The sequence below is a fragment of the Nocardia sp. NPDC051929 genome, assembly GCF_044548645.1.
GTDB lineage: Bacteria > Actinomycetota > Actinomycetes > Mycobacteriales > Mycobacteriaceae > Nocardia > Nocardia sichangensis.
Genome location: NZ_JBIUCG010000013.1, coordinates 1 through 21,358, shown reverse-complemented (window position 1 = coordinate 21,358; position 21,358 = coordinate 1). Strand labels below are relative to the sequence as shown.

Below are 21,358 nucleotides of genomic sequence, written 5' to 3'. Positions count from 1 at the left end.
CTCACCAGTCCCGTCCGCGTTCGAGCAGATCGAGCAGGTAGCGGCCGTAGCCGGAGCGGACCAGCGGCTCGGCCAGCGCGCACAACCGCTCGTCATCGATGAAGCCCATCCGCCAGGCCACCTCCTCGGGGACGCCGATCTTGAGGCCCTGCCGTTCCTCGATGGTGCGTACGTAATTGGCGGCGTCGAGCAGGGAATCGAAGGTACCCGTGTCCAGCCAGGCGGTACCGCGGGCGAGCACGTCCACGCTCAGACGATCCTGTTCCAGGTAGGCGCGATTGATGTCGGTGATCTCGTACTCGCCACGGGCGGACGGACGCAGCGACCGGGCGATCTCCACCACGTCGTTGTCGTAGAAGTACAGCCCTGGAATGGCGTAGTTCGACCGCGGCGTCTTGGGCTTCTCCTCGATGGACACCGCGCGTCCCTCGGTGAACTCCACCACGCCGTAGGCGGTCGGGTCGGACACCCAGTAGGCGAACACCGCGCCGCCGTCGATTCCGTGGAAGCGATTGAGGCTGGTGCCGAGGCCGGGGCCGTGAAAGATGTTGTCGCCGAGCACCAGTGCGGCGCAATCGCCGCCGATGTGGTCGGCGCCGAGGACGAAGGCCCTGGCCAGGCCGTCCGGCTCCGGCTGGACCACGTAGCTCAGGGACAGCCCGAACTGCGTGCCGTCGCCCAGCAGCCGCCGGAACGCCGCCGCGTCCTCGGGCGTGGTGATCACCAAGATGTCCCTGATCCCCGCGAGCATCAGCGTGGAAAGGGGGTAGTAGACCATGGGTTTGTCGTAGACCGGGACCAGCTGCTTGCTCACCCCGCGCGTGATCGGGTGCAACCGGGAGCCGGTGCCGCCCGCCAGAATGATTCCGCGCATGCCTTGGAGTCTGCCAGTTTCGCGGCTCCGGGATTCGGTGAGGTTCCGAGTAGTCCTCGATTCGGTTACGGGCGTTCCGCGGCGGCGGGCTTCGAGCGATTCTGTTGCGTAGGTCACGATGCGCATGGTGTTCTGAAAAGACACTGTGTGAGATGTCAGCGCCGACAGCTCGCCTGGGCACGGTCCGGTCGTGATTCGGCGCGCCAGTTGTGAGGTAGGTGCGCGATGTCGACCAGAGACGGCGAGCCCGGTGCGGTGATGAATCCGAACGGCCCCAGCGCGCAATCGCGTCTGCTGCTGGCCACTTGCATGGGCGTGGTCCGCCCGGTGCTGCGAACCTTCCCGGTGACGAGGACGACCATCCCGGTCGGCGCGGCCACCGTCGACGGGCTGGCGCGGCTGCGTCCTCGACCGCAGGGGATCGATCGAGAGCAGGTGTCGCTGCACGGCATCCGCCTGGAGATCATCCGCCCGGCCGGTGCGTCGCGTGCGTTGCGCCACGGCGCGGTGCTGTACATGCACGGCGGTGGCTTCGCGATCTGCAGTACCCGTAGTCATCGCCCGGTCGCGGCGAGCCTGGCCCGGCGCACCGGCCTGCCCGTGATCAACGTCGAGTACCGCCAGTTGCCCCGGACGCGGATCAGCGATTCGGTGGGGGACTGCCTCGCGGCCTATCGCTGGCTGCTGCGCCATGGCGCGGATCCAGGGCGGATCATCTTCGCGGGTGATTCGGCGGGTGGATACCTCACCTTCGCGACCGCCCTGCTGGCACTGGAGTCGGGGCTGCCCGCACCGGCCGGGTTGGTCGGCTTGAGCGCGCTGCTCGACCTGGACTACGCGGCGAAGCGGGACTACGTGAACGTCGCGCGCGATCCGTATATCCCGCTGTCGGCGCTGGAAGCGGTGGTGCGCATCGGCGCGGAGGTCGACGGGACGCTGGATCCGAGCCTGTCGCCGGTCAACGCGGTGCTGTCCGCGCTTCCGCCCGTGCTGCTGGTCGCGGCCGAGGACGAGGTGCTGCGCTTCGATTCCGAACTGATGGCGCAGCGGCTCACCGCGGCGGGCGTGCCGAACGCCTTGGAGTTGTGGCGCGGCCAGGTCCACGCCTTCATGAGCATCGCGCCGAATCTGCCGGAGAGCAGGGCGGCGCTGGCGCGGGTCGCGCGGTTCGTGCGGGCCAGGATCGAAGGGGACCAGCGGGCTCGGACGGCGTAACCGGTCGGGCCCTGCCCAGGCGAGCCCCGCCCCGCATCAGACGGGACGGGGCTCGCGTCTGTGCGGGGGTGGTGCGCTGCTCCGGGCGAAATTATTTCCGAATCGAAGTTATCTGTCCTTGATAGCCGAGGTCACGACGTCGCAATCTTGGCGCTTCACTTTTTGTTCAGGATTAGTTAACTTTCGTTCGCGGCGGTGATGAATGAAGCCCCATCCGCGTGGACAGCGCGGAGGGGGCTTCGATTCGTTTTCAGTTGTCCGTACGGTCGCGGATTACTTCGGGGCGACGAACGGCTGGTTGATGGTGGTGAAGTACTGGATCGCAGCACCGATGGCGACCGGGGCGGTGATCAGCAGCTGGCCCGCGAGGGTGCCCAGCGCGCCGACGGCGATGATGCCGCCGAGGCAGCCGATGGCCGCGGCCGGGATGAACGCGCCGAACAGGCCGACGATGGCCGCCGAGGCGACGGTCGCGCCGGCGATGCCGCCGAGCACGCAGCCGACGGCGCCGCCGCCGATGCCGCCGACCAGGGTGCCGATGGTCGCGCCGGTCGAGATGGTGTCCTTCATGCGGTTGAAGGCGGCCTGCTCACGGTCGTACTCGGACTTCCAGGGCGCCTTGTCCTCGAACGGCAGGGCGACGGGCTTGTAGGTCGCGTGCGCCATGTCGAACTGCGGGGTCAGGGTGGCGGTGTGGTCCGCGATCTCGGCAGCGATCGGGAACTCGAAGTCATCCACCCGGAAGGTCATCGGCATGCCGGTCAGCACGTTGCCGTTGGCCGCCTTGACCTTGAAAACGCCATCCTCGACGACCATGGAACCGGCATCGGTCGTGATGATGGACTGGGTGTCGGTCGCGTGAGCGGTGAAGTTCACCGCGTCATCGGCCTCGGCGGCCGGAGCCGCGTTCACGGTGCCGGCGGTGACGCCGAGGGCGGCGATCAGCAGTGCCGACGTCGCGGCGAATTTCCTCATCAGCATTTTGTTTGGAACCTCGATTGAAGCGTTCGGAGGGGACTAGACGAGCAAAATCTAGACCAGCTAACGCGTGGTGAACCCCTTGTGACTGTTTATTCAAATTTTGTTCACCATCGAGACCCATGGCTTGGTGGGGTCGCGGAAATAGGGGCGCTGACCGGGCTTTTCCGTGCAATATCAATCTGAGGGTTCCAATCGATGGGAAGTCAATGAGACGAATGTCACAGATCGAAAACCTGGGAGTTCGGTTTGGCCGCACGGGGTTTCGAGTCCGTCGCCGGTGCGGCGGGCCCCCACGTACAGTCATGGGGTGCGATTGCTCGTCACCGGTGGCGCCGGATTCATCGGCGCGAACTTCGTCCAGCAGACCGTGTCCGCCCACCCGGATACGGCCGTCACCGTCCTCGACGCCCTGACCTATGCCGGGAACCGAGCCTCGCTCGACCCGGTGGCCGATCGCATCGAGTTCGTGCACGGCGACATCGCCGATCTCGACCTGGTCGACGAACTGGTCAGCGGCGTGGACGCGGTGGTGCACTTCGCCGCGGAGTCGCACAACGACAACTCCCTCGCCGAGCCGTGGCCGTTCGTGCAGACCAATATCGTCGGCACCTATTCCCTCCTGCAGGCCGTGCGCAGGCACGACGTGCGCTACCACCACGTGTCGACCGACGAGGTCTACGGCGACCTCGCCCCGGACGATCCGGCCTTCACCGAGACCACCCCCTACAACCCGTCCAGCCCGTACTCGGCCACCAAGGCCTCGAGCGATCTGCTGGTGCGCGCGTGGACCCGCTCGTTCGGCGTACGCGCCACGATCTCCAACTGCAGTAACAATTACGGGCCCTACCAGCACGTGGAGAAATTCATCCCGCGCCAGATCACCAATCTGATCGATGGGCTCCGTCCCCGGCTCTACGGGGCGGGACACCAGGTACGCGACTGGATCCATGTCGACGACCACAATCGCGCCGTGTGGGAGATCCTGCGCCGGGGCCGGATCGGGCAGACCTACCTGATCGGCGCCGACGGCGAACTCGACAACAAGTCCGTGGTGCAGATGATCCTCGCGGAGTTCGGCCGCGACCCCGACGATTTCGACCACGTGACCGACCGGCCCGGCCACGACCAGCGCTACGCGATCGACGCGACGTTGCTGCGTTCCGAACTCGATTGGCGCCCCCGTTACGCGGACTTCCGCGCCGGACTGGCCGCGACGATTCAGTGGTACCGGGACAACGAGAACTGGTGGCGCCCGTACAAGGCCGCCACCGAGCACGCCTACCTCGCCGCGGGCGAGCGGACTCTCAGCGCGGCGGGCGACTGAAAGGCGCCCCGGGAGATACCCGAGACGTCGCGCCGCTCAGCCCCAGACGATGGTGTAGTACTTCGCCGCCGCCGCGATCAGCGCCACGCTCGTCGCCACCAGCACGGTGACGGCCGGGCCCACCGTCGGGGTCTTCCCCGCGGAGTCCGTGAGCCGCAGCGGCATCCAGCGCAGCAGCACCGCGAGCGTCACGATCGCCAGCGGCACGAAATAGCGGCCCTGCACGCCGTCGATGATGTAGTAGCCGACCGGCGTGAACGACATGTACAGCGTCACGTAGATCATCGCGACGCTCGCGGCCATGGTGAGCGCGACGATCAGGGTGCGGCGGAAGGCCGGGACGGTCATCCGTTCCGCGATGCCGATGCTCACCGCGAACGCGAGCAGGCAGGCCAGCATGGCGATGGCGGGCACGTCGACGTAGGCGAAGCCGAGTTCACCGAAGAACTGGCTGAACCAGCGCTGGTCGCGCAGGGCGATGCTCTCGCCGAACACGTGCACGAACTCCGGTGGATCGCGCAGGATGCCGCTGAGCTGGTCGCCGGGACGCACCGAGTGCCACTGGTGCGGCGGCCGCATCAGGCCCATGCCGTCGCCGGTCGGCGCCGCGATCTTCATCCACACCGCGAACGCTAGCGCGCCCGCCGCGGCGAACACCCACGGAATCCCGCGCCGCCACCCGCTGAATCCGAATCGGTCGGCGGGAACCAGGGCGACCAGCAGCGCGAGCAACACATAGGTGGGCTTGCTCACCGGCAGCAGGATCGTCGCGGCCAGCAGCGCGCCGATCTCCACCCGGCCCAGTCGCATGCCGAGGAACATGGCCTTCACCAGCAGCGCGGAGACCAAGATGGCCAGCGCGTTGGTCATGGTGTCGGCGGTCACCGTGCCCGCCTGGAACACCGCGATCGGCAGCACGGCGACGGTGAACGCCAGCCACTGCACCCGGTGCGCACGCAAGGCGTACAGGCCGAACCCGACCACAGCGAGATAGGCCACCAGTCCGGCGAACCGGGTGAGCAGGAGCAGGCCACCCACGTTCAGCCCGAAGAGTTCGCCGAGGCGGATGCCGATAGCGGCCGGAATGTAGGGGATCGGCGAGTAAGCCGCGGTATTGGTGAACCACACCGGTTCGGTGGCGTCCGAGACCGCGGCGCCGGTCAGTTGGTCGTAGCGGGCCGGGTCGGCCACCATGGGATCCGGCTCGTCCGGGTTGGTGGAGTAGTCCCGCAGCGCGTAGCCCATCAGCTCGGTGATGCTGGACGGGACGTCGCCGCCGTAGGCGATGCCGCGATCGTCGTGGATCCGCTGCGGCAGGAACCCGCCGTGCGCGACCTGGTAGGCGCGACCGAACTGAGTGATCTCGTCATGACCCCAGAACGGCGGGGTGAGAACGGTGAACAGCGCACCGAAGATCGTCGCCAGCAGGGTGAATGCGATCGTCGCCGCGCCCAGGCGCGTCACCACTCGCTCCGCGAGACCTTTCGCCGACCGGTCCGTGCCGGTGGTCGCCGCCTCGGCGTCCACAGCCGGTAGCGGCGCGGTGTCGGTGGCGGGTAGCGGCGCGGTGTCCGAACGCTCGCCCAGATTCTCCTCCGGCGTCGCGGCCCGATCCGCCGAGGTCGTCAACGCCCGGCTCCGCCGTTGCTCGCGCTGCGCGGGTCCTCCGCGCCCACCGCGGTGTAGCGCAGGTAGACCAGGCGCGCGGCCTCGTGGCGGGAGCGCCGGATGCCGTCGAGGATCAGTCCCGCGGTCCAGGCGAGGCTGCCGAGCAGCAGCAGCGTGAAGGCGAGGAACAGCGTCGGGAACCGCGGCACCGTGTGGGTGTTGTAGAACTCGACGACGATCGGAATGGTCAGGACGATCGAGACCAACCAGCTCAGCGTGCCGAACAGGCCGTAGAACGCGACCGGCCGCTCGTGCCGGGCCAGCCCGATGATCAGGGCGAGGATCTTGAATCCGTCGTGATAGGTGCGCAGCTTGCTCTCGCTGCCCGCCGGACGATCACGGAAGCCGACCGGCACCGCCGTCCGCGGCACCCGCAGGTGCAGGGAATGCACCGTGAGCTCGGTCTCGATCTCGAACTCACGAGACACCGCCGGAAAGCTCTTCACGAACCGGCGGGAGAACACTCGGAAACCGGAGAGCATGTCCTCGACGTTCTCGCCGAACACCTTCCCGACCACGCCGTTGAGCACCTTGTTACCGGTCTCGTGGCCCGCGCGGTAGGCCGAGGCGCCCTCGTCCTGCTTGCGCACGCCGAGCACATGGTCGTAGGGGCCGTCGAGCAACGTCTTGATCATCAGCGGCGCGGCGGACGCCTCATAGGTGTCGTCGCCGTCGACCATCAAGTACACGTCCGCCTCGATGTCGGCGAAGGCGCGGCGCACCACGTTGCCCTTGCCCTTGGTGTGCTCGTGGCGCACGATCGCTCCGGCCTCGCGTGCGCGCTCGGCGGTTTTGTCCGTGCTCAGATTGTCGTAGACGTAGACGACGATTCCCGGCACGGCGGCCTGCAGATCGGCCACGACCTTGGCGATCGAGGCCTCTTCGTTGTGACACGGAACCACGGCGGCAATACGGAGCTCGGTGGAGTCCACCCGGGTCAATCCTCGCGATCGGTGGTGAATGTGGGAACACGGGGAGGGTACAGGGAACTCACAGTTTGCGCGTGGCCGACCTCACCGTGTGCGGAGGCGGAATTTCCCCGCGCGGGCGCTTCGGCGCTCCTGCGGTACCGTCGGGCCGTGCCATCCAGTGAGTCCACCGCGCCCGCGGACGAGCCAGTGACGCAGGAGACCGAAGCGATCGTTCGCAAGGTGCTCACCGCGCTGCGCCGAGGCGGGGCTTTCCTGGTGGTCGGCGCGATCGGGTTCCTGGTGGACGCGGGCACGTACAACCTCCTGGTCTTCTGGGGTGGCGAGGGCGTGCTCTATCACTACCCACTGCCGGCAAAGATCATCGCGATCGCGGTGGCCACGGTGGTGACCTATTTCGGCAACAAGTGGTGGACCTTCGCGCACAAGCGGACTGACAATCCCGGTCGCGAATACCTGTTGTACGCGGTGTTCAACGTCGTCGCGATCGGCCTGCAACTGGGCTGTCTCGGCTTCTCCCGCTACGTGCTCGACCTGTCCAGCCCGCTGTCGGACAACATCTCCGGTACGTTGATCGGGCAGATCGTGGCCGTGGTGTTCCGGTACTGGGCCTATGACAAGTTCGTCTTCACCGGAGCGCGAGCGGGTACCGGCAGCGCCACCGACAACGAATCGGCGAACGTTTAGCAATGCTTCGAGCACACGTCGGCGTGGCCGTACGGCGGGCATCCGCACAGGGCGGTTGATATCCTCACCCCCGCCGTGAAGGCATCGAGGGGCGTGTCTGTCCCGTCCGGCACAATGAGAATTTCGAGGATTTCATGGATCAGTCGGCTATCGAGGCCGTTACCGAAACAAACGATCGCTCGACGGCCGCTGAGGCGCCTGCCGCGCTGCGCGCCGACCATCGGGCGCCGGACCGGCTCGTGCTCCAGCGCGGTATCTTCGCCGGTCCGTCGGCGAAGGTGAGCGACGAGCTGTACGCCGTCGTGAAAGGTGGCGCGCACCGAGAACGCCAGACCCTGCGTTTGGACAAGGGCGCGACCGCGCACACCAACACCTATTTCGGCCGGTTCGCCGCGAGCTACTGGCAGCGCTGGACCACGGTCACCGATGTGCGGGTCAGCATGGTGCTCGACGTCGCCGCCAAGGCGAACATCCGTCTGGTGGCCTCCGACATCGCCGGTCACCGCAGGATCATCGACACCCAGCGGGTCGACGCGAGCGGTTCGGTCACCCTGACCGCCCCGCTGGACCAGTACGTCGACGGCGGCGCGCTGTGGCTGGAGTTCGACGCCATCGGCGGCGCGCTCGGCATCGCGGAGTTGAGCTGGACCGCCGTCGCGCCGGAACGCGTCCGTCCGGTCGCCATCGCGATCTGCACCTTCAACCGTGCCGAGGACTGCGCCGAGACGGTCGCGGCGCTGTCCTCCGACCCGACCGTGCTCGCCGCGATCGACGCGGTGTACGTCGTCGACCAGGGCACCGATCTGGTCGAGAACCGGCCGCGTTACCAGGAGGTCGCACCGGTCCTCGGTGAGAAGCTGCGCTACCTGCGTCAGCCCAACCTGGGCGGCGCGGGCGGCTTCACCCGGGGGCTGTATGAGGTGTCCGCGGTCAACGAGCACGCCGACGTCATCCTGATGGACGACGACATCCTGTGCGAACCGGAGACGGTGCTGCGCCTGAACGCGTTCGCCAACCTGACGGTCGAACCGACCCTGGTCGGCGCGCAGATGCTGTTCCTGCTCAACCCCGACTACCTCAACGTCGGCGCCGAGGAAGTGCATCTGAACCGGCTGCGGCACGGCCAGAAGGTGCCCAAGGCGCTGCGCAACACCAGCATGTTGAAGAAGAACCAGGAGCGCCGCGTGGACGCGGGCTACAACGCCTGGTGGACCTGCCTCATCCCGGCCGAGGTGGTCGCGAAGATCGGCCTGCCGATCCCGATCTTCTTCCAGTGGGACGACGTGGAGTACGGCATCCGGGCGCGCGAGCACGGTTTCGTCACCGTCACGCTCCCCAACGCCGCGGTCTGGCACGCGGACTTCTACTGGAAGGACTACGACGACTGGGCGCGCTACTTCAGCACCCGCAACTCGCTGATCGTCGGCTCGCTGCACACCGAGCTGGACGGTAAGGACATCTCGGGCCGGCTGTTCCGGGAGATGTCCGAGCAGCTGGTCGCGATGCAGTACGGCTTGGTGCACACCACCCTGCAGGGCATCGAGGACTTCTTGAAGGGCCCGAAGGTATTGCGGGACGGCGGTATCGAGGCGCTGGCCGCCGCGCGGAGCAGCCGGGCCGACTACGCCGAGACGATCAAGCATCCGGCCTCGACGCCGCCGGTCCCTTCCGCGGACATCCAGTTGCGCCGTGCCGGTGGGGAACCCAGCCGCGCGAAGCTGGTGCTGATCAAGCGCGCGATCAATCAGTGGCTGGGCCGCACCCAGCACGGCATCATCGGCGTCACCAGGGAAGACGCCTACTGGTGGCATGTCTCGCTGTTCGACCACGTGGTGGTCACCGACGCCTCGCAGTCCGGCGTCCGGGTGCGTCGGCGCGACAAGGCCCGCGCGCTGCGGCTGCTGCGTCGGATGGTGCGTGTGCTGCGTCGCCTGCGCCGTGAGCTGCCCACGGTCCAGGCGCAGTACCGCGCGGCCATGCCGGAATTGACCAGCCGCGAGAATTGGGAGCGGTTGTACGGGATCGAAGGTCAGCGCGACCGCTGAGTTCGTTGGTACATCGGGGACGGGCCGACCAGCCCGTCCCCGATGTAGCCGCGAACGCTGCTGCCGCGGCAGCTGAATCCGGCCTGAAGACGCGGAGAGGCCTACAGGAAGAGGTCGGTGGTGAGTTCGCCGTCGCCCGGGGTGACGCGATACTTGTCCAGGTCGGTGATGCCGTGGGCGGCCAGGACATCATCGTCGATGAAGAAGTTGCCGCTGGTTTCCTTGCCGGGTGAGGTGAGCACCAGGTAGGCGGCGTCGGCGTAGATGTCGGGGGTGCGCGAGGTGGAGACCATCTCCTCGCCGCCGAGCAGGTTCTTCACCGCCGCGGTGGCGATCGTGGTGCGCGGCCACAGTGAATTGACGCCGATGCCGTCGCCTTTGAGTTCCTCGGCCAGCCCCAACGTGGTCAGCGACATGCCGTACTTGGCGATCGTGTAGCCCAGCGCCATGCCCGCCCACTTGGGGTCCAGGTTCAGCGGCGGGGACAGCGTCAGGATGTGCGGGTTGCGCCCGGCCTTCGCCGATTCGCGCAGATGCGGGATGCTCAGCTTGGACAGCAGGAAGCTGCCTCGGCAGTTGATGTCCTGCATCAAGTCGTATTTCTTCATCGGCAGTGCGTCCGTGGGGGACAAGTCGATCGCGGAGGCGTTGTTCACCACGATGTCGATGCCGCCGAACCGCTCGACCGTCTGGCGCACCGCCTCGGCCACCGACTCGTCGACGCGAACGTCGCCGACGAACGGCAGTACCTGCCCACCCTCCGCCTCGAGTTCCGCGGCGGCGGTGTGGATGGTGCCCGGCAGCTTGGGATGCGGCTGATCGGTCTTCGCGATCAGGGTGATGTTGGCGCCGTCGGCCGCGGCCCGCTTGGCGATCTCCAGCCCGATGCCGCGACTGCCGCCGGACATGATCATCGTCCGGCCCGCTAGCGGCTTGGATCCCGGTTCCGTCATCTGACCTGCTCCTTCGTTTCCGCCGCAGGCATCAGCCCGCGGCTGTACGCGCTTGCAGACTAAGCGTAAACCCGCTCGTTATGCAACCAGTTGCATAGGTGGTGCGAAGAGAGGGCACCGGCGTGCCGGTGCCCTCTTCCGGTTCAGGCCGTGGCGGCGATGAGCACGATGTTCAGCAAGAACATCAGGCCGACCAGGGCCCAGACGATGTACAGGAACAGCAGGCCCGGCGCTTTCTGCGGAACCGGTCCGATCGCGCCGTTGAGGAAGATCACAACCGGCGGCTTGTAGTAGAACCGCGCGGCCTGTCCCTCGGCGATCGGCACGGTCACGTTGGCCGAACCCATGTCGAACAACCACGGGGTGGTGACCCGGACGTGGTACTGGCCCGGGCCGACCGGGATGTGGTTCGCGCCCCAACGGGTGTTGGGCACCCGCTGTCCGTTGACCAGGATCTTCGGCTTGGTCAGCCCGAGCATGAACGTCCAGAGCGAGTACGAGGCATCGATGGTGATGCCCGGCGGATCGGCGGGCCTGCCGTAGCCCTGCGGGCCGAACTGCTGCGGTTGACCGTACGGTTGCGGTTGACCGTACGGTTGCGGCTGGCCGTAGGGCTGCGGCTGCCCGTACTGCGGTGCGGGCTGGGCGAATTGGGGCGCGGGCTGCCCGTATGGCGACTGGCCCACCTGAGGTTGGGCGAGATGCGGTTGGCTCGGATGCTGCCCCGCGGGCGGCGCGTACTGCGCGGGCGCCTGCTGAGGCGGGTACTGGCCGACTGGCGGCTGCTGACCGAATGTCGGCTGTCCGGGCCATTGGCCGGGCTGCTGACCGGGTGGCGGGTACCCGCCGGGCTGACTCATCTATCCCTCCCAGATAGCGAACGATGCGAAGGGCACCCTACCGTGCCCCCGCTCGATCAGCGTCGCGAGTTCCGCTCCCGGAACATCTTGCGGTGCTGCTTGCTGATGTCCCGCCAGGCTCGCTCGCGTTCGGCTTGCAGCCGTTTGTCGGTGCGCGCCCGCATCCACTCGTTCTCCCGGGCCAGCTTGTCGTAGCTGTCGAGCCTGCGCTGGGTGAGTTCGCCGTTGTCGATCGCCTCCCGCACCGCGCACCCGGGTTCGCCGTGGTGCGCGCAATCGCCGAAACGACACTGGGCGGCAAGGGTTTCGATGTCGCTGAAGGTCTTCTCGATGCCTTCGGCGGCGTCCCACAGCCCGACGCCGCGCAGCCCCGGCGTATCGATCAGGGTGCCGCCGCCGGGCAGCGGGCGCAGCTCCCGGTGCACCGTGGTGTGCCTGCCTTTCTTGTCGGTGTCGCGAACCGCGGTGGTGGCGAAGACCTCCGCGCCGAGCAGCGCGTTGGCGAGAGTCGACTTCCCAGCACCGGAGGGTCCGAGCAGCGCGACGGTGCCGTCGAGCAGCGCCGTGAGCACGTCGAGCCCGAGGCCGGTGTTCGCGCTCACCTCGAGCACGGCAGCGCCCGGCGCGACGGCGCGTACCTGGGCGAGCGGGAGGTCGTCGGCCGCGTCGGCCTTGGTGAGCAGCACGATCGGCTGGGCATTGCTCTCCCAGGCCAGCGCGAGCAGGCGTTCGATGCGGCCGAGATCCACGTCGCCGTCGGCGGCGGCACAGATCAGCACGGTGTCGACGTTGGCGGCGAGCACCTGGCCCTGGGACCGGCCGGAGACCGACGATCGCATGATCGCCGATCGGCGCGGCAGCAACCGGCGCACCGCCGAGGTGGCGTCGACGGTCACCCAGTCGCCGGTGCACAGCCCACTGACCTCGGAATCCGGGCGCGGGCAACGAGCGCGGGCGAGCCCGTCGGGCGTGGCCACATCGCATTCGCTGCGATCCATGCGGATCACTCGCGCGGGCACACAGTCTTCCTCGATCATCGAGGCGTACTGCGCGGCAACGGCTTCGGTCCAGCCGTAAGGGACGAGAAGGTCGTGGACGACCATGATGGAAGGAGTCCTTCGTCGGGCGCCGAACCCGACGAAGGGTTCAGCGAGCGGAGAATGAGGTGGAGTTTCGTGTGGCGGCATGACCGACGTCAGCTCGCCTGAACACGACAACCCGAACGTTCCTCGTCACGGTCCACACCTCCTTGCCTCTCTCGCAGTTCTGCCCACTCTTGCACTCGACTCCGGCTCCGCACAACCGAATTACCGATTCGGGTCGGAAGCGCCACGCATCGGACTGATCCGAGGCGCCGCGCGGGCGACCTTCCGAGCTCAGTCGGGCTTGCCGAACTGCTCGTGGCGGCCGAGTGAGCGTAGGTGGAACCATTCGCGCAGGCCGGCCGGGTCGCGGCGGGTGACGAGGAAGAACCAGGAGAAGCGAACCCACTCCTGGGGCAGCAATTTCCGCATACCCGGCTGCGACATCAAGTAGCCGCGGTTGCGGTAGGTGAAGTAGCGCTTCACCGGATCGTCGGGATATTGCGTGTGCATCCGGCCGCCGAGAATCGGCTTGAACTCCGCCGCACCGTTGGGATGCAGATATGCCGTCTGCAGGCAGGTGCCGAACGGCAGCCCGGAGCGCACCAGCCTGCGATGCACCTCCACCTCGTCACCGCGCACGAACAGGCGCAGGTCCGGCACGCCGATCACGTCGACCGCCCGCGCGGAGATCAGCGCGCCGTTGAACAGCGAGGCGATGCCGGGCAGGAAGTCGTCGTCGCCGAGTTCCGAGCGCAGCCTGCGCCAGACCACGCCGCGGCGCAGCGGGAAGGCGAGACGGTCGGGTTCGTCGATATCGCAGACCACGGGCGAAACCTCGACCAGACCGTGCCGGTTCGCGCAGTCCAGCAGGGTGGACAGCACGTCGGGGCCTTCGGGCCTGCCGTCGTCGTCGGCGAGCCACACCCAGTCCGCGCCGATGCTCAACGCGTGCAGCATGCCGAGCGCGAACCCGCCCGCGCCGCCGAGGTTGTGCGCCGAGCCCAGGTAGGTGGATTCCACCGGCTGGTCGCGCACCAGATCGGCGACTTCGGTCTCGTTGCCGTTGTCCACCACGATCAGGTGGTCCACCGGCCGGGACTGCGAGGTGACGACCTTCAGTGACTCGGCGAGCAGTTCGCGGCGCTTGTGCGTGACGACGACGGCAACGATGCGCGGCTGCGAATCCGGGTCCGGCGCCGCGGATTCCGCGGCGGGATCGGCGAGCTCGACGGCATCCTCCGGTGCGGAGCCGATCCGGGCCTGCGCCCCTTCGTCGATCGGGGTGTCCTGCCCGGTCGGCTCACTCATGCTGTGGCCTTCCCGGCATGTGCGGGGCCCTCCGTGGTCACGCTTCGCTGCCGCCTCCGGGCCTGACCGCTCATGCCTGATTCCGCTCCAATTCTCGATCTGATTTCTCGCCCCGCTCCGCTTCCATCTCGCGCAGCACGGTCGCGACGTGATTCCCCGCCTCCGGCCCCTCATAGGCTCGCACCACTTCTTCGATGCCGCCACGCAAGCGGATCTGGCCGTGGTCGATCCACAACGCCGTGTCGCACAACTGCGCGAGGAATTCGTTCGAATGGCTGGCGAAGACCAGGATGCCCGAACGCGCCACCAACGACTGCAACCGCTTGCGGGCCTTCTTCATGAATTCCGCGTCGACGGCGCCGATGCCCTCGTCGAGCAGCAGGATCTCGGGATCGATCGAGGTGACCACGCCCATCGCGAGGCGCACCCGCATACCGGTGGAATAGGTGCGCAGGGGCATGGACAGGTATTCGCCGAGCTCGGTGAAATCGGCGATCTCATCGATCTTCGACAGCATCTGCTTGCGGGTCTGTCCGAGGAACAGTCCGCGGATGATGATGTTCTCGTAGCCGGAGATCTCCGGGTCCATGCCGACGCCGAGGTCGAACACCGGAGCCACCCGCCCGCGGATGCGCGCACTGCCCCGCGACGGTTCGTAGATGCCCGAGAGCAGGCGCAGCAGCGTCGATTTGCCCGCGCCGTTGTGCCCGACCAAGCCCACCCGGTCGCCCTCTTTCAGCGACAGGTTGATGTCCCGGAGGGCCTCGACCACGACGACGTCGGATTTGTTGCGTCCGATCGCGCCGCCGGCCTTGCCGAGGAACGCCTTTTTCAACGACCGCGATTTGGCGTCGAAGATCGGGAATTCGACCCAGGCTTCCTGGGTCTCGATACTCACACGACTCATCGGGGCGCTCCTATACCCAGTACGGTACGCGCGAACGGAACTGCTTCATCGCGAGGATCGCCACGATCCAGCCCAGCAGGGTGATCACGCCGACGACCAGCCAGTGCCGCAGTTCTTGCGGTTCGCCGAGCAGGGGCGCCCGGACGATTTCGAGATAGTGGAACGTCGGCACGAGTTCGGCCAGCTTCGCGCGATCGCCGTTGTTCATCTGCGATTGCAGCGTCTTGGTCGTCCACATGACCGGGGTCAGCACGAACAGCATCAGCGTCGTGCTGCCGAGAATCGGCGCGATGTCGCGGTAGCGCGTGCTGAAGATGCCGAACACGATCGACACCCACATCGAATTCAGGAAGATCAGCGCGATCGCCGGAATCGCCATGAGGCTGGCCACCCCGAGATGGCGCCACACGCCGAACGCGGCGAGCATCACCACGTAGATGACCATGTTGTGGGCGAAGAAGAGCAGTTGCCGCCACACCAGCCGGTAGACGTGCACGCTCAAGGCCGAAGGAAGCTGCTTGATCAGGCCCTCATTGGCGATGAAGACCTCGGAGCCCTCCAGGATGCTCGCGCTGATCACGTTCCAGATGATCAAGCCGACCGTCACATAGGGCAGGTACTCCCGCAGCGGCTGGCCGAGCAGCGCCGCGTACAGCACACCCATCGCCACGGCCTGCAAGCCGGTGGCGATGGTGATCCAGAACGGACCGAGCACCGAGCGCCGGTAACGCTGCTTGATGTCCTGCCAGCCGAGCGACAGCCACAGCTCCCGCTGCGCGAAGCCGACCGCGAAGTCCTGGAACGCGCGCCGGAACGTCTGGGAGTCCGGCACGATCTTCGCCACGGTGGCTCCGGCGTGCAGGGTCTCCGTCTCCGGTGTTGCCGCGCTCACCGTGTCCTCCGGTGAGTCGTCGCCGGAACGCTCCGTGTGCTCGGCCGAGGGGGTCGGCGAGCTGTCATCTGAACGTGCTTGGTCATCGGAACCAACTGAGCTCTCTTCAGGACGCACCGCACTCGGATCGGAGACCGAGTCGGAGCGAGCGGCAGCGGCGGGCACGGTGCACGAGACTACCCCGGCCGCTTCCCGCCGCCGCGTGGCACACGCGCGTCACCGGTCTCACAGGTACTGGCCGGAACCGCCGGTGACGTGACCGGCTTGACCGCCGCGCGGGTCGGCGGCGTTGAGGCCGGGCGGTAGCGCGCCTTGGCGCATCTGTTCGAGCTGGGCGCGCGCGGCCATCTGCTGGGCGAACAGCGCGGTCTGGATGCCGTGGAACAGGCCCTCCAGCCAGCCGACCAGCTGGGCCTGCGCGATCCGCAGCTCGGCGTCGGTCGGGACGGCGTCGTCGGTGAACGGCAAGGTGAGCCGCTCGAGTTCCTCCCGCAGTTCCGGGGCGAGGCCCTGCTCCAGCTCCCGCACGGAGGACGTGTGGATCTCCTTCAGGCGATTGCGGCTGGCCTCGTCCAGCGGGGCGGCGCGCACCTCCTCGAGCAGCTGCTTGATCATGGTGCCGATGCGCATGACCTTCGCGGGCTGCTCGACCATGTCGGCGAGCGATTCGCCGGAGTCGTCCCGATCGCCCGACTCGTCCTTGTTATCGTCGGTCACGACCTGCGCGGTGAAGGGAGCCCCCGGTCCGGCCGCCGCCGGGATGGCCAACGGCCTGCCGTCGGGTCCGACAACGACGATGTGGTCCGGTGCCTCGTCCGAGTGCGTCATGGTCCCTATCATGTCGTGTTCGCTCCGAACGCGCTAAGCCGGTGTTCCGCGGACGGGGCACACTGGGCAGGGCGCGGCGCGTGGCCCTGGTACGCACCGCCCTGGGAGCCGGCGTTCTATTCTGTTCGGGTCGTGTGATTCGGATTTGTCGAAAGTCGGTCGCCATGCTGAGTCCCAGGTCGCTGTGCTCTCGCCACGATGTGGAGGGGAACGCGGTTACACAGGCTCGCCTGCTGCCCTTAGAGTGGCCAGCATGACTTACGACGTCGCGCGGGTTCGGGGCCTGATACCGTCCCTGGGCGACGGCTGGATCCATCTCGACCCGCAAGCGGGCATGCTGATCCCGGACGCGGTATCCCGGGCCGTTTCAACGGGTTTCCGAACTTCTTCCTTCTCGCATATCGGCCGAACCGCCGCGGCCGTGCGCAGCGCGGCGATTCTGGACGCGGCCCGCGAGGCCGTCGCGGACTTGGTCGGCGGTGACCCGGCGGGTGTCGTGCTCGGTCCCGACCGTGCGGTCCTGCTGGCCTGGCTGGCCGAATCGCTGAGTTCCCGCCTCGGACTCGGCACCGGCATCGTGTTGTCCAGGCTGGACGACGAGGCCAATGTCGCGCCGTGGCTGCGCATCGCCAACCGCTACGGCGCGCACGTGCGCTGGGCCGAGGTGGAGATCGAGACCTGCGAGATGCCGTCCTGGCAGTTCGAGGAGCTGATCGGACCGACTGCGCGGCTGGTCGCCCTCACCGCCGCCTCGCCCATCGTCGGCTCGGCGCCCGCCGTGCGGGTTGCCGCGGACCGGGTGCACGAGGTGGGCGGCCTGCTGGTGGCCGACGCGTTCGGCGCCGCGCCCTACGCGCTCATCGACATCGAGGAACTGAACGCCGACGTCGTCGCGTTGAGCGCACCGGCGTGGGGCGGTCCGCAGATCGGCGCGCTGGTCTTCCGTGACCCCGCGTTCCTGGATCGGATCCCGTCCATGTCGCTCAACCCCTATGCGAAGGGCGCCGAGCGGCTCGAGGTCGGCGGGCACCAATACGCGCTGCTCGCGGGCCTGACCACTTCGATCGATTTCCTGGCCGGGCTGGACGAGCGGGCCCACGGCACCCGGCGCGAGCGGCTGGAGATGTCGATCACCTCGTTGCAGGACTACCACGACCAGCTGTTCGAGCACCTGATGAGCATGCTCGACTCGATCCCGAGCCTCACCGTGATCGGCCGCGCGTCCACCCGCATTCCCACGGTCAGCTTCACGCTCGCGGGCATGCAGGCGGAGAAGGTCGCGGCGAAGCTCGCCGATAACCGGATCGGCACGGTGAGCGGTGTGCACGGCGGCAGCAGGCTGCTGGACGCGCTCGGCGTCAACGACGAGGGCGGCGCCGTGACCATCGGGCTCGCGCCCTACACCACCAAGTTCGAGATCGATCAGCTCGGCAGGGCGCTGCTGGCGCTGGAGTGAGCGCCGCTCAGAGTTCCGCCACCCGCAGCACGACCTTGCCGACCACCTCGCCGGAGTCCAGCAGCCGGTGCGCTTCGGCGGCCTCCTCGATCGGCAGTTCGGCCGCGATGACGGGCGCCACCGTGCCGTCGGCGATCAACGGCCACAGCTGCCCGCGCACCTCCGCCACGATCTCGGCCTTGCCGCCCGCTCCGGTCGCGGGCCTCGCGCGCACGTTGGTGGCGTGGACGGTGCCCCACTTGCGCAACAGGGCGCCCAGGTTCAGTTCGGCGGTCACTCCGCCCTGCATGCCGATAACCACGAGGCGGCCGTGCTCGGCCAGCGCGTCGACGTTGCGTCCCAGGTAGGCCGCGCCCATGTTGTCGAGGATGACGTCCGCGCCGGAGCCGCCGGCGCCCGAGCGCTCGGCACGCACGGCCGCGACGAAGTCGTCCTCTTTGTAGTTGATCAGCACGTCCGCCCCGAGTTCCGCGCAGCGCGCCAGCTTCTCGGCCGATCCGGCGGTCACCGCTACGCGCGCGCCGAGGGCCTTGGCGACCTGGATGGCGTGCGTACCGATCCCGCTGCCGCCGCCGTGGATCAGCACCAGCTGGTTGGCTCGCAGGCCCGCGGTCATCACCAGGTTCGACCACACGGTCGCCGCCACCTCGGGCAGCCCGGCCGCCGCGCCCAGGTCCAGGCCGTCCGGCACCGGAAGCACCTGGGTGGCGGCCACCACGACCCGCTCGGCGTAGCCGCCGCCGGACAGCAGCGCGCACACTCGATCGCCGACCGCCCAGTCGCGCACTCCGTCGCCGATTCCGGCGATCACGCCGGAGCATTCCAGGCCGAGTAGCGGGCTGGCTCCCGGCGGGGGCGGGTAGAAGCCCTGACGCTGCAACAGATCGGCCCGGTTGACACCCGCGGCGGCCACCTCGATCAGCACTTCTCCGTGTCCCGGCTTCGGCTCCGGCGCTTCGGCCAAGACCATGACATCGGGACCGCCGAAACCGTTCAGATCTATAGCGCGCACCATGCCATAGTGCTCCGCGCGGACGGACGGCCGCGCCCTGGCCCCCGGAGCCGTCCTTTCCGGACCGATCCGGCAAGCGGCCTGCGGTGACCGGCGTCACGGACTACCGTTCCGGTGATGAGTGGCGGCTTCATCGATTTCCAGAACGAGATCTACCTCGGCGGTCTGGGCGGCGTGAGACCCGAATTGCCCATGACCGCAGCGGGTCTGGAGTCGCTGGCGCGGGAGCGGCTGGATCCGGCCGCCTTCGCCTACGTGGCGGGCAGCGCGTCCGCGGAGCGCACCGCCGCCGCCAACCGATCCGCCTTCGACCGCTACCGCATCCTGCCGCGGATGCTGCGCGGCTCCACCGGCCCCGGCGCCCGGGATCTGTCCGTCGAGGTGCTCGGCACGAAACTGGCCGCGCCCGTGCTCACCGCGCCGGTCGGCGTCCTGGAACTCCTGCACGAGGGCGGCGAGGTGATCGTGGCGGAGGTGACCAAGGAACTCGGCCTCGGCACGGTGCTGTCCACGGCCGCTTCCTCCACCATCGAGGACGTCGGCGCGGCGGCCGGTGCGTGGTGGTATCAGCTGTATTGGCCCGCGGATGACGAACTGGCCTGCTCTTTCGTCCGGCGCGCCGAGCAGGCCGGAGCTTCGGCGATCGTGGTCACCGTGGACACTCCGACCCTCGGCTGGCGGCCGCGCGACCTGGAACAGGCGCACCTGCCGTTCCTGCACGGCAAGGGCATCGCCAACTACCTGTCCGACCCGGTGTTCCGGGCCAAGCTGCCCGCCGCGCCGGAGGAGAGCGAGGAGGCGATGCGGACGGCCATCCTCACCTGGGTCGGCCTGTTCGGCAACCACACGCTGCGGCTCGCGGACCTCGCGCTGCTGCGCGAATGGACGGATCTCCCGATCGCGGTGAAAGGCATCCTGCACCCGGACGACGCGCGTCAGGCAGTGGATGCCGGCGCCGATGCGGTGGTGGTGAGCAATCACGGCGGCCGCCAAGTGGACGGCTCGATCGCGGCGCTGGACGCGCTGCCCGCGGTGGTGGCCACCATCGGCGACCGCGCCGACGTCCTGTTCGACTCCGGCCTGCGCACCGGTTCCGACGTGCTCGTGGCGCTGGCCCTGGGTGCGAAGGCGGTGCTGTACGGGCGGCCGTGGGCCTATGGCCTCGGGCTCGCGGGCGCCGCGGGGGTACGGCACGCGCTGCGCACGTTGCTCGCCGATTTCGACTCCACCCTCGGCCTCGCCGGATGCACCAGCCCGGCCGCGGTGAACCGCGCACTGCTGTCCACGGTGCGCTGACCTGCGAGAGTTGCCCATTTCGGCAGTTCGTCGCGCATAGAATGACCACCGTGCATCCCGAACCGAGCGGTCGCGTCGTGGCTGAGCCCCGCTGGCTCACCCCGGCCCAGCAGCGCGCCTGGCGCGCGTACATGGACGGCCACCAGCGCCTGATGACGGCACTGAATCGTCAGCTGCAACGTGACAGCGACCTGACCGTCGCCGAATACCGGATCCTGGTCCTGCTCTCCGAGGCGCCCGACCGCTCGTTGCGGATGAGCGAGCTGGCCGACGGCGTGCTGTCCTCGCGCAGCAAGCTGACCCACCAGATCCGGCGGCTGGAGGCACAGAAGATGGTCCGCCGCAACACCTGCCTGGAGGACGGCCGCGGCGTGCTCGCCGAACTCACCGACGAGGGCCTGCGCCGCCTGCAAACCGCCGCGCCCGGCCACGTCGAAGCCGTCCGCCGCAATTTCATCGACCTGCTGGCTCCGGCCCAGCTCGAGGTGATCGCCGACGTCTTCGGCCGCGTCGACGAGGAAATCGGCAAGCACTCCGGCTGAGCCGTCCGCTACGATCAGGTCCCTGGAGACGTGGCAGAGCGGCCGAATGCACTCGCCTTGAAAGCGAGCGTCGCGAGAGCGACCGGGGGTTCAAATCCCTCCGTCTCCGCTCCACTCGTCGCTGGCCCATGCTCATGGAGAGCATGAGCCGGGCTCGTTTCGCAATGTTTTGTGGGGGTGCAACCCCACACCCCGCCCGGCGGGCGTCGCCCCCGGACCCCGCTGTGGGTTGGGCCGGGTCTTTCGCTGCTGGCTGGGTCACATTGCTGGTCCGGGCACCCGCTGATGGCCGGGGTTGCCGTTGACGGTTGGACCTTCAGTTGTTGGCTCGGCACTGTCCCGTTGGAACCGCCGCTGGTTATAGTCCCATGCCCACGCGGAAGTCTCTGCGGACGAAATTCGGCCGGATGTCCATGTCGGGTGGGTCGTAGTAGCGGTGGAAGGTCGGGGTCAGGCCGGAGGAGATCGGCGGGTTGATCCAGGACCAGTCGGTGGG

At 68.1% G+C, this 21,358-nt stretch carries 20 protein-coding genes and 1 tRNA gene; 8 read left to right on the top strand and 13 right to left on the bottom strand.

Annotated features, from left to right (window positions below; genetic code table 11):
• Position 1 precedes the first annotated feature (1 nt).
• Entirely contained in the window at positions 2-874 is an 873-nt protein-coding gene (gene rfbA, locus ACIHAX_RS18440) for a glucose-1-phosphate thymidylyltransferase RfbA (RefSeq protein ID WP_355073084.1), read from the bottom strand.
• 225 nt (positions 875-1,099) lie between these two features.
• On the opposite strand from rfbA, the gene ACIHAX_RS18435 reads away from it, so the two are divergent.
• Positions 1,100-2,089 (top strand): alpha/beta hydrolase, encoded by a 990-nt coding sequence (locus ACIHAX_RS18435; protein WP_355073082.1) that lies wholly within the window; start codon positions 1,100-1,102, stop codon positions 2,087-2,089.
• A gap of 273 nt (positions 2,090-2,362) precedes the next feature.
• Here the strand turns inward: ACIHAX_RS18435 and ACIHAX_RS18430 are convergent, their stop codons facing one another.
• The gene (locus ACIHAX_RS18430) at positions 2,363-3,070 is read right to left on the bottom strand and encodes a hypothetical protein (protein ID WP_355073080.1); all 708 of its coding nucleotides are present in this window, start codon (positions 3,068-3,070) and stop codon (positions 2,363-2,365) included.
• A 307-nt stretch (positions 3,071-3,377) separates the two neighbouring features.
• On the opposite strand from ACIHAX_RS18430, the gene rfbB reads away from it, so the two are divergent.
• Positions 3,378-4,394 (top strand): dTDP-glucose 4,6-dehydratase, encoded by a 1,017-nt coding sequence (gene rfbB, locus ACIHAX_RS18425; RefSeq protein ID WP_397278650.1) that lies wholly within the window; start codon positions 3,378-3,380, stop codon positions 4,392-4,394.
• A gap of 36 nt (positions 4,395-4,430) precedes the next feature.
• On the opposite strand, the gene ACIHAX_RS18420 is transcribed toward rfbB, so the two are convergent.
• Both ACIHAX_RS18420 and ACIHAX_RS18415 read right to left on the bottom strand, forming a co-directional pair.
• On the bottom strand, positions 4,431-6,023 hold the full coding sequence (locus tag ACIHAX_RS18420; protein WP_356963358.1) for a DUF2142 domain-containing protein: 1,593 nt from the start codon (positions 6,021-6,023) through the stop codon (positions 4,431-4,433).
• A complete protein-coding gene (locus ACIHAX_RS18415; protein WP_355073074.1) occupies positions 6,020-6,994 on the bottom strand; it encodes a glycosyltransferase in 975 nt (324 codons plus the stop codon). Before ACIHAX_RS18415 ends, ACIHAX_RS18420 begins: the two co-directional genes overlap by 4 nt.
• A gap of 147 nt (positions 6,995-7,141) precedes the next feature.
• On the opposite strand from ACIHAX_RS18415, the gene ACIHAX_RS18410 reads away from it, so the two are divergent.
• Both ACIHAX_RS18410 and ACIHAX_RS18405 read left to right on the top strand, forming a co-directional pair.
• Complete coding sequence (locus tag ACIHAX_RS18410; protein ID WP_355073072.1) at positions 7,142-7,678, top strand: GtrA family protein; 537 nt, start codon at positions 7,142-7,144, stop codon at positions 7,676-7,678.
• Positions 7,679-7,812: 134 nt separating this feature from the next.
• Complete coding sequence (locus tag ACIHAX_RS18405; RefSeq protein WP_364432963.1) at positions 7,813-9,723, top strand: glycosyltransferase; 1,911 nt, start codon at positions 7,813-7,815, stop codon at positions 9,721-9,723.
• 101 nt (positions 9,724-9,824) lie between these two features.
• On the opposite strand, the gene ACIHAX_RS18400 is transcribed toward ACIHAX_RS18405, so the two are convergent.
• The 7 genes from ACIHAX_RS18400 to ACIHAX_RS18370 all read right to left on the bottom strand — a co-directional run bounded on the left by ACIHAX_RS18400 (position 9,825) and on the right by ACIHAX_RS18370 (position 16,556).
• Complete coding sequence (locus ACIHAX_RS18400; RefSeq protein WP_355073068.1) at positions 9,825-10,676, bottom strand: NAD(P)-dependent oxidoreductase; 852 nt, start codon at positions 10,674-10,676, stop codon at positions 9,825-9,827.
• A gap of 143 nt (positions 10,677-10,819) precedes the next feature.
• Positions 10,820-11,536 carry a hypothetical protein gene (locus tag ACIHAX_RS18395; RefSeq protein ID WP_364432969.1) on the bottom strand — a complete coding sequence of 239 codons (717 nt, stop codon included), beginning with the start codon at positions 11,534-11,536 and terminating at the stop codon, positions 10,820-10,822.
• 56 nt (positions 11,537-11,592) lie between these two features.
• Complete coding sequence (gene rsgA, locus ACIHAX_RS18390; protein WP_397278647.1) at positions 11,593-12,639, bottom strand: ribosome small subunit-dependent GTPase A; 1,047 nt, start codon at positions 12,637-12,639, stop codon at positions 11,593-11,595.
• 273 nt (positions 12,640-12,912) lie between these two features.
• Positions 12,913-13,929, bottom strand: coding sequence for a glycosyltransferase family 2 protein (locus ACIHAX_RS18385; RefSeq protein ID WP_355073062.1), 1,017 nt, complete (start codon positions 13,927-13,929; stop codon positions 12,913-12,915).
• Between the two features lie 70 nt (positions 13,930-13,999).
• Positions 14,000-14,836, bottom strand: a complete 837-nt coding sequence (locus ACIHAX_RS18380; RefSeq protein WP_355073060.1) for an ABC transporter ATP-binding protein — start codon at positions 14,834-14,836, stop codon at positions 14,000-14,002.
• Positions 14,837-14,846: 10 nt separating this feature from the next.
• Positions 14,847-15,728, bottom strand: coding sequence for an ABC transporter permease (locus tag ACIHAX_RS18375; protein WP_379249917.1), 882 nt, complete (start codon positions 15,726-15,728; stop codon positions 14,847-14,849).
• 225 nt (positions 15,729-15,953) lie between these two features.
• Positions 15,954-16,556 carry a bacterial proteasome activator family protein gene (locus ACIHAX_RS18370; RefSeq protein WP_355073058.1) on the bottom strand — a complete coding sequence of 201 codons (603 nt, stop codon included), beginning with the start codon at positions 16,554-16,556 and terminating at the stop codon, positions 15,954-15,956.
• Between the two features lie 253 nt (positions 16,557-16,809).
• On the opposite strand from ACIHAX_RS18370, the gene ACIHAX_RS18365 reads away from it, so the two are divergent.
• Entirely contained in the window at positions 16,810-18,012 is a 1,203-nt protein-coding gene (locus ACIHAX_RS18365) for a cysteine desulfurase-like protein (RefSeq protein WP_355073057.1), read from the top strand.
• Between the two features lie 7 nt (positions 18,013-18,019).
• On the opposite strand, the gene ACIHAX_RS18360 is transcribed toward ACIHAX_RS18365, so the two are convergent.
• Positions 18,020-19,024 carry an NAD(P)H-quinone oxidoreductase gene (locus ACIHAX_RS18360; RefSeq protein ID WP_364433011.1) on the bottom strand — a complete coding sequence of 335 codons (1,005 nt, stop codon included), beginning with the start codon at positions 19,022-19,024 and terminating at the stop codon, positions 18,020-18,022.
• Between the two features lie 117 nt (positions 19,025-19,141).
• Between ACIHAX_RS18360 and ACIHAX_RS18355 the strand changes: the two genes are divergently transcribed.
• The 3 genes from ACIHAX_RS18355 to ACIHAX_RS18345 all read left to right on the top strand — a co-directional run bounded on the left by ACIHAX_RS18355 (position 19,142) and on the right by ACIHAX_RS18345 (position 20,971).
• Positions 19,142-20,320 carry an alpha-hydroxy-acid oxidizing protein gene (locus ACIHAX_RS18355; RefSeq protein ID WP_355073055.1) on the top strand — a complete coding sequence of 393 codons (1,179 nt, stop codon included), beginning with the start codon at positions 19,142-19,144 and terminating at the stop codon, positions 20,318-20,320.
• 41 nt (positions 20,321-20,361) lie between these two features.
• Complete coding sequence (locus tag ACIHAX_RS18350; protein WP_397278643.1) at positions 20,362-20,862, top strand: MarR family winged helix-turn-helix transcriptional regulator; 501 nt, start codon at positions 20,362-20,364, stop codon at positions 20,860-20,862.
• A gap of 24 nt (positions 20,863-20,886) precedes the next feature.
• Positions 20,887-20,971 (top strand) — tRNA-Ser (locus tag ACIHAX_RS18345).
• A 249-nt stretch (positions 20,972-21,220) separates the two neighbouring features.
• On the opposite strand, the gene ACIHAX_RS18340 is transcribed toward ACIHAX_RS18345, so the two are convergent.
• On the bottom strand, positions 21,221-21,358 hold a 138-nt coding region (locus ACIHAX_RS18340), incomplete at its 5' end, for a nitric oxide synthase oxygenase (protein WP_364433017.1).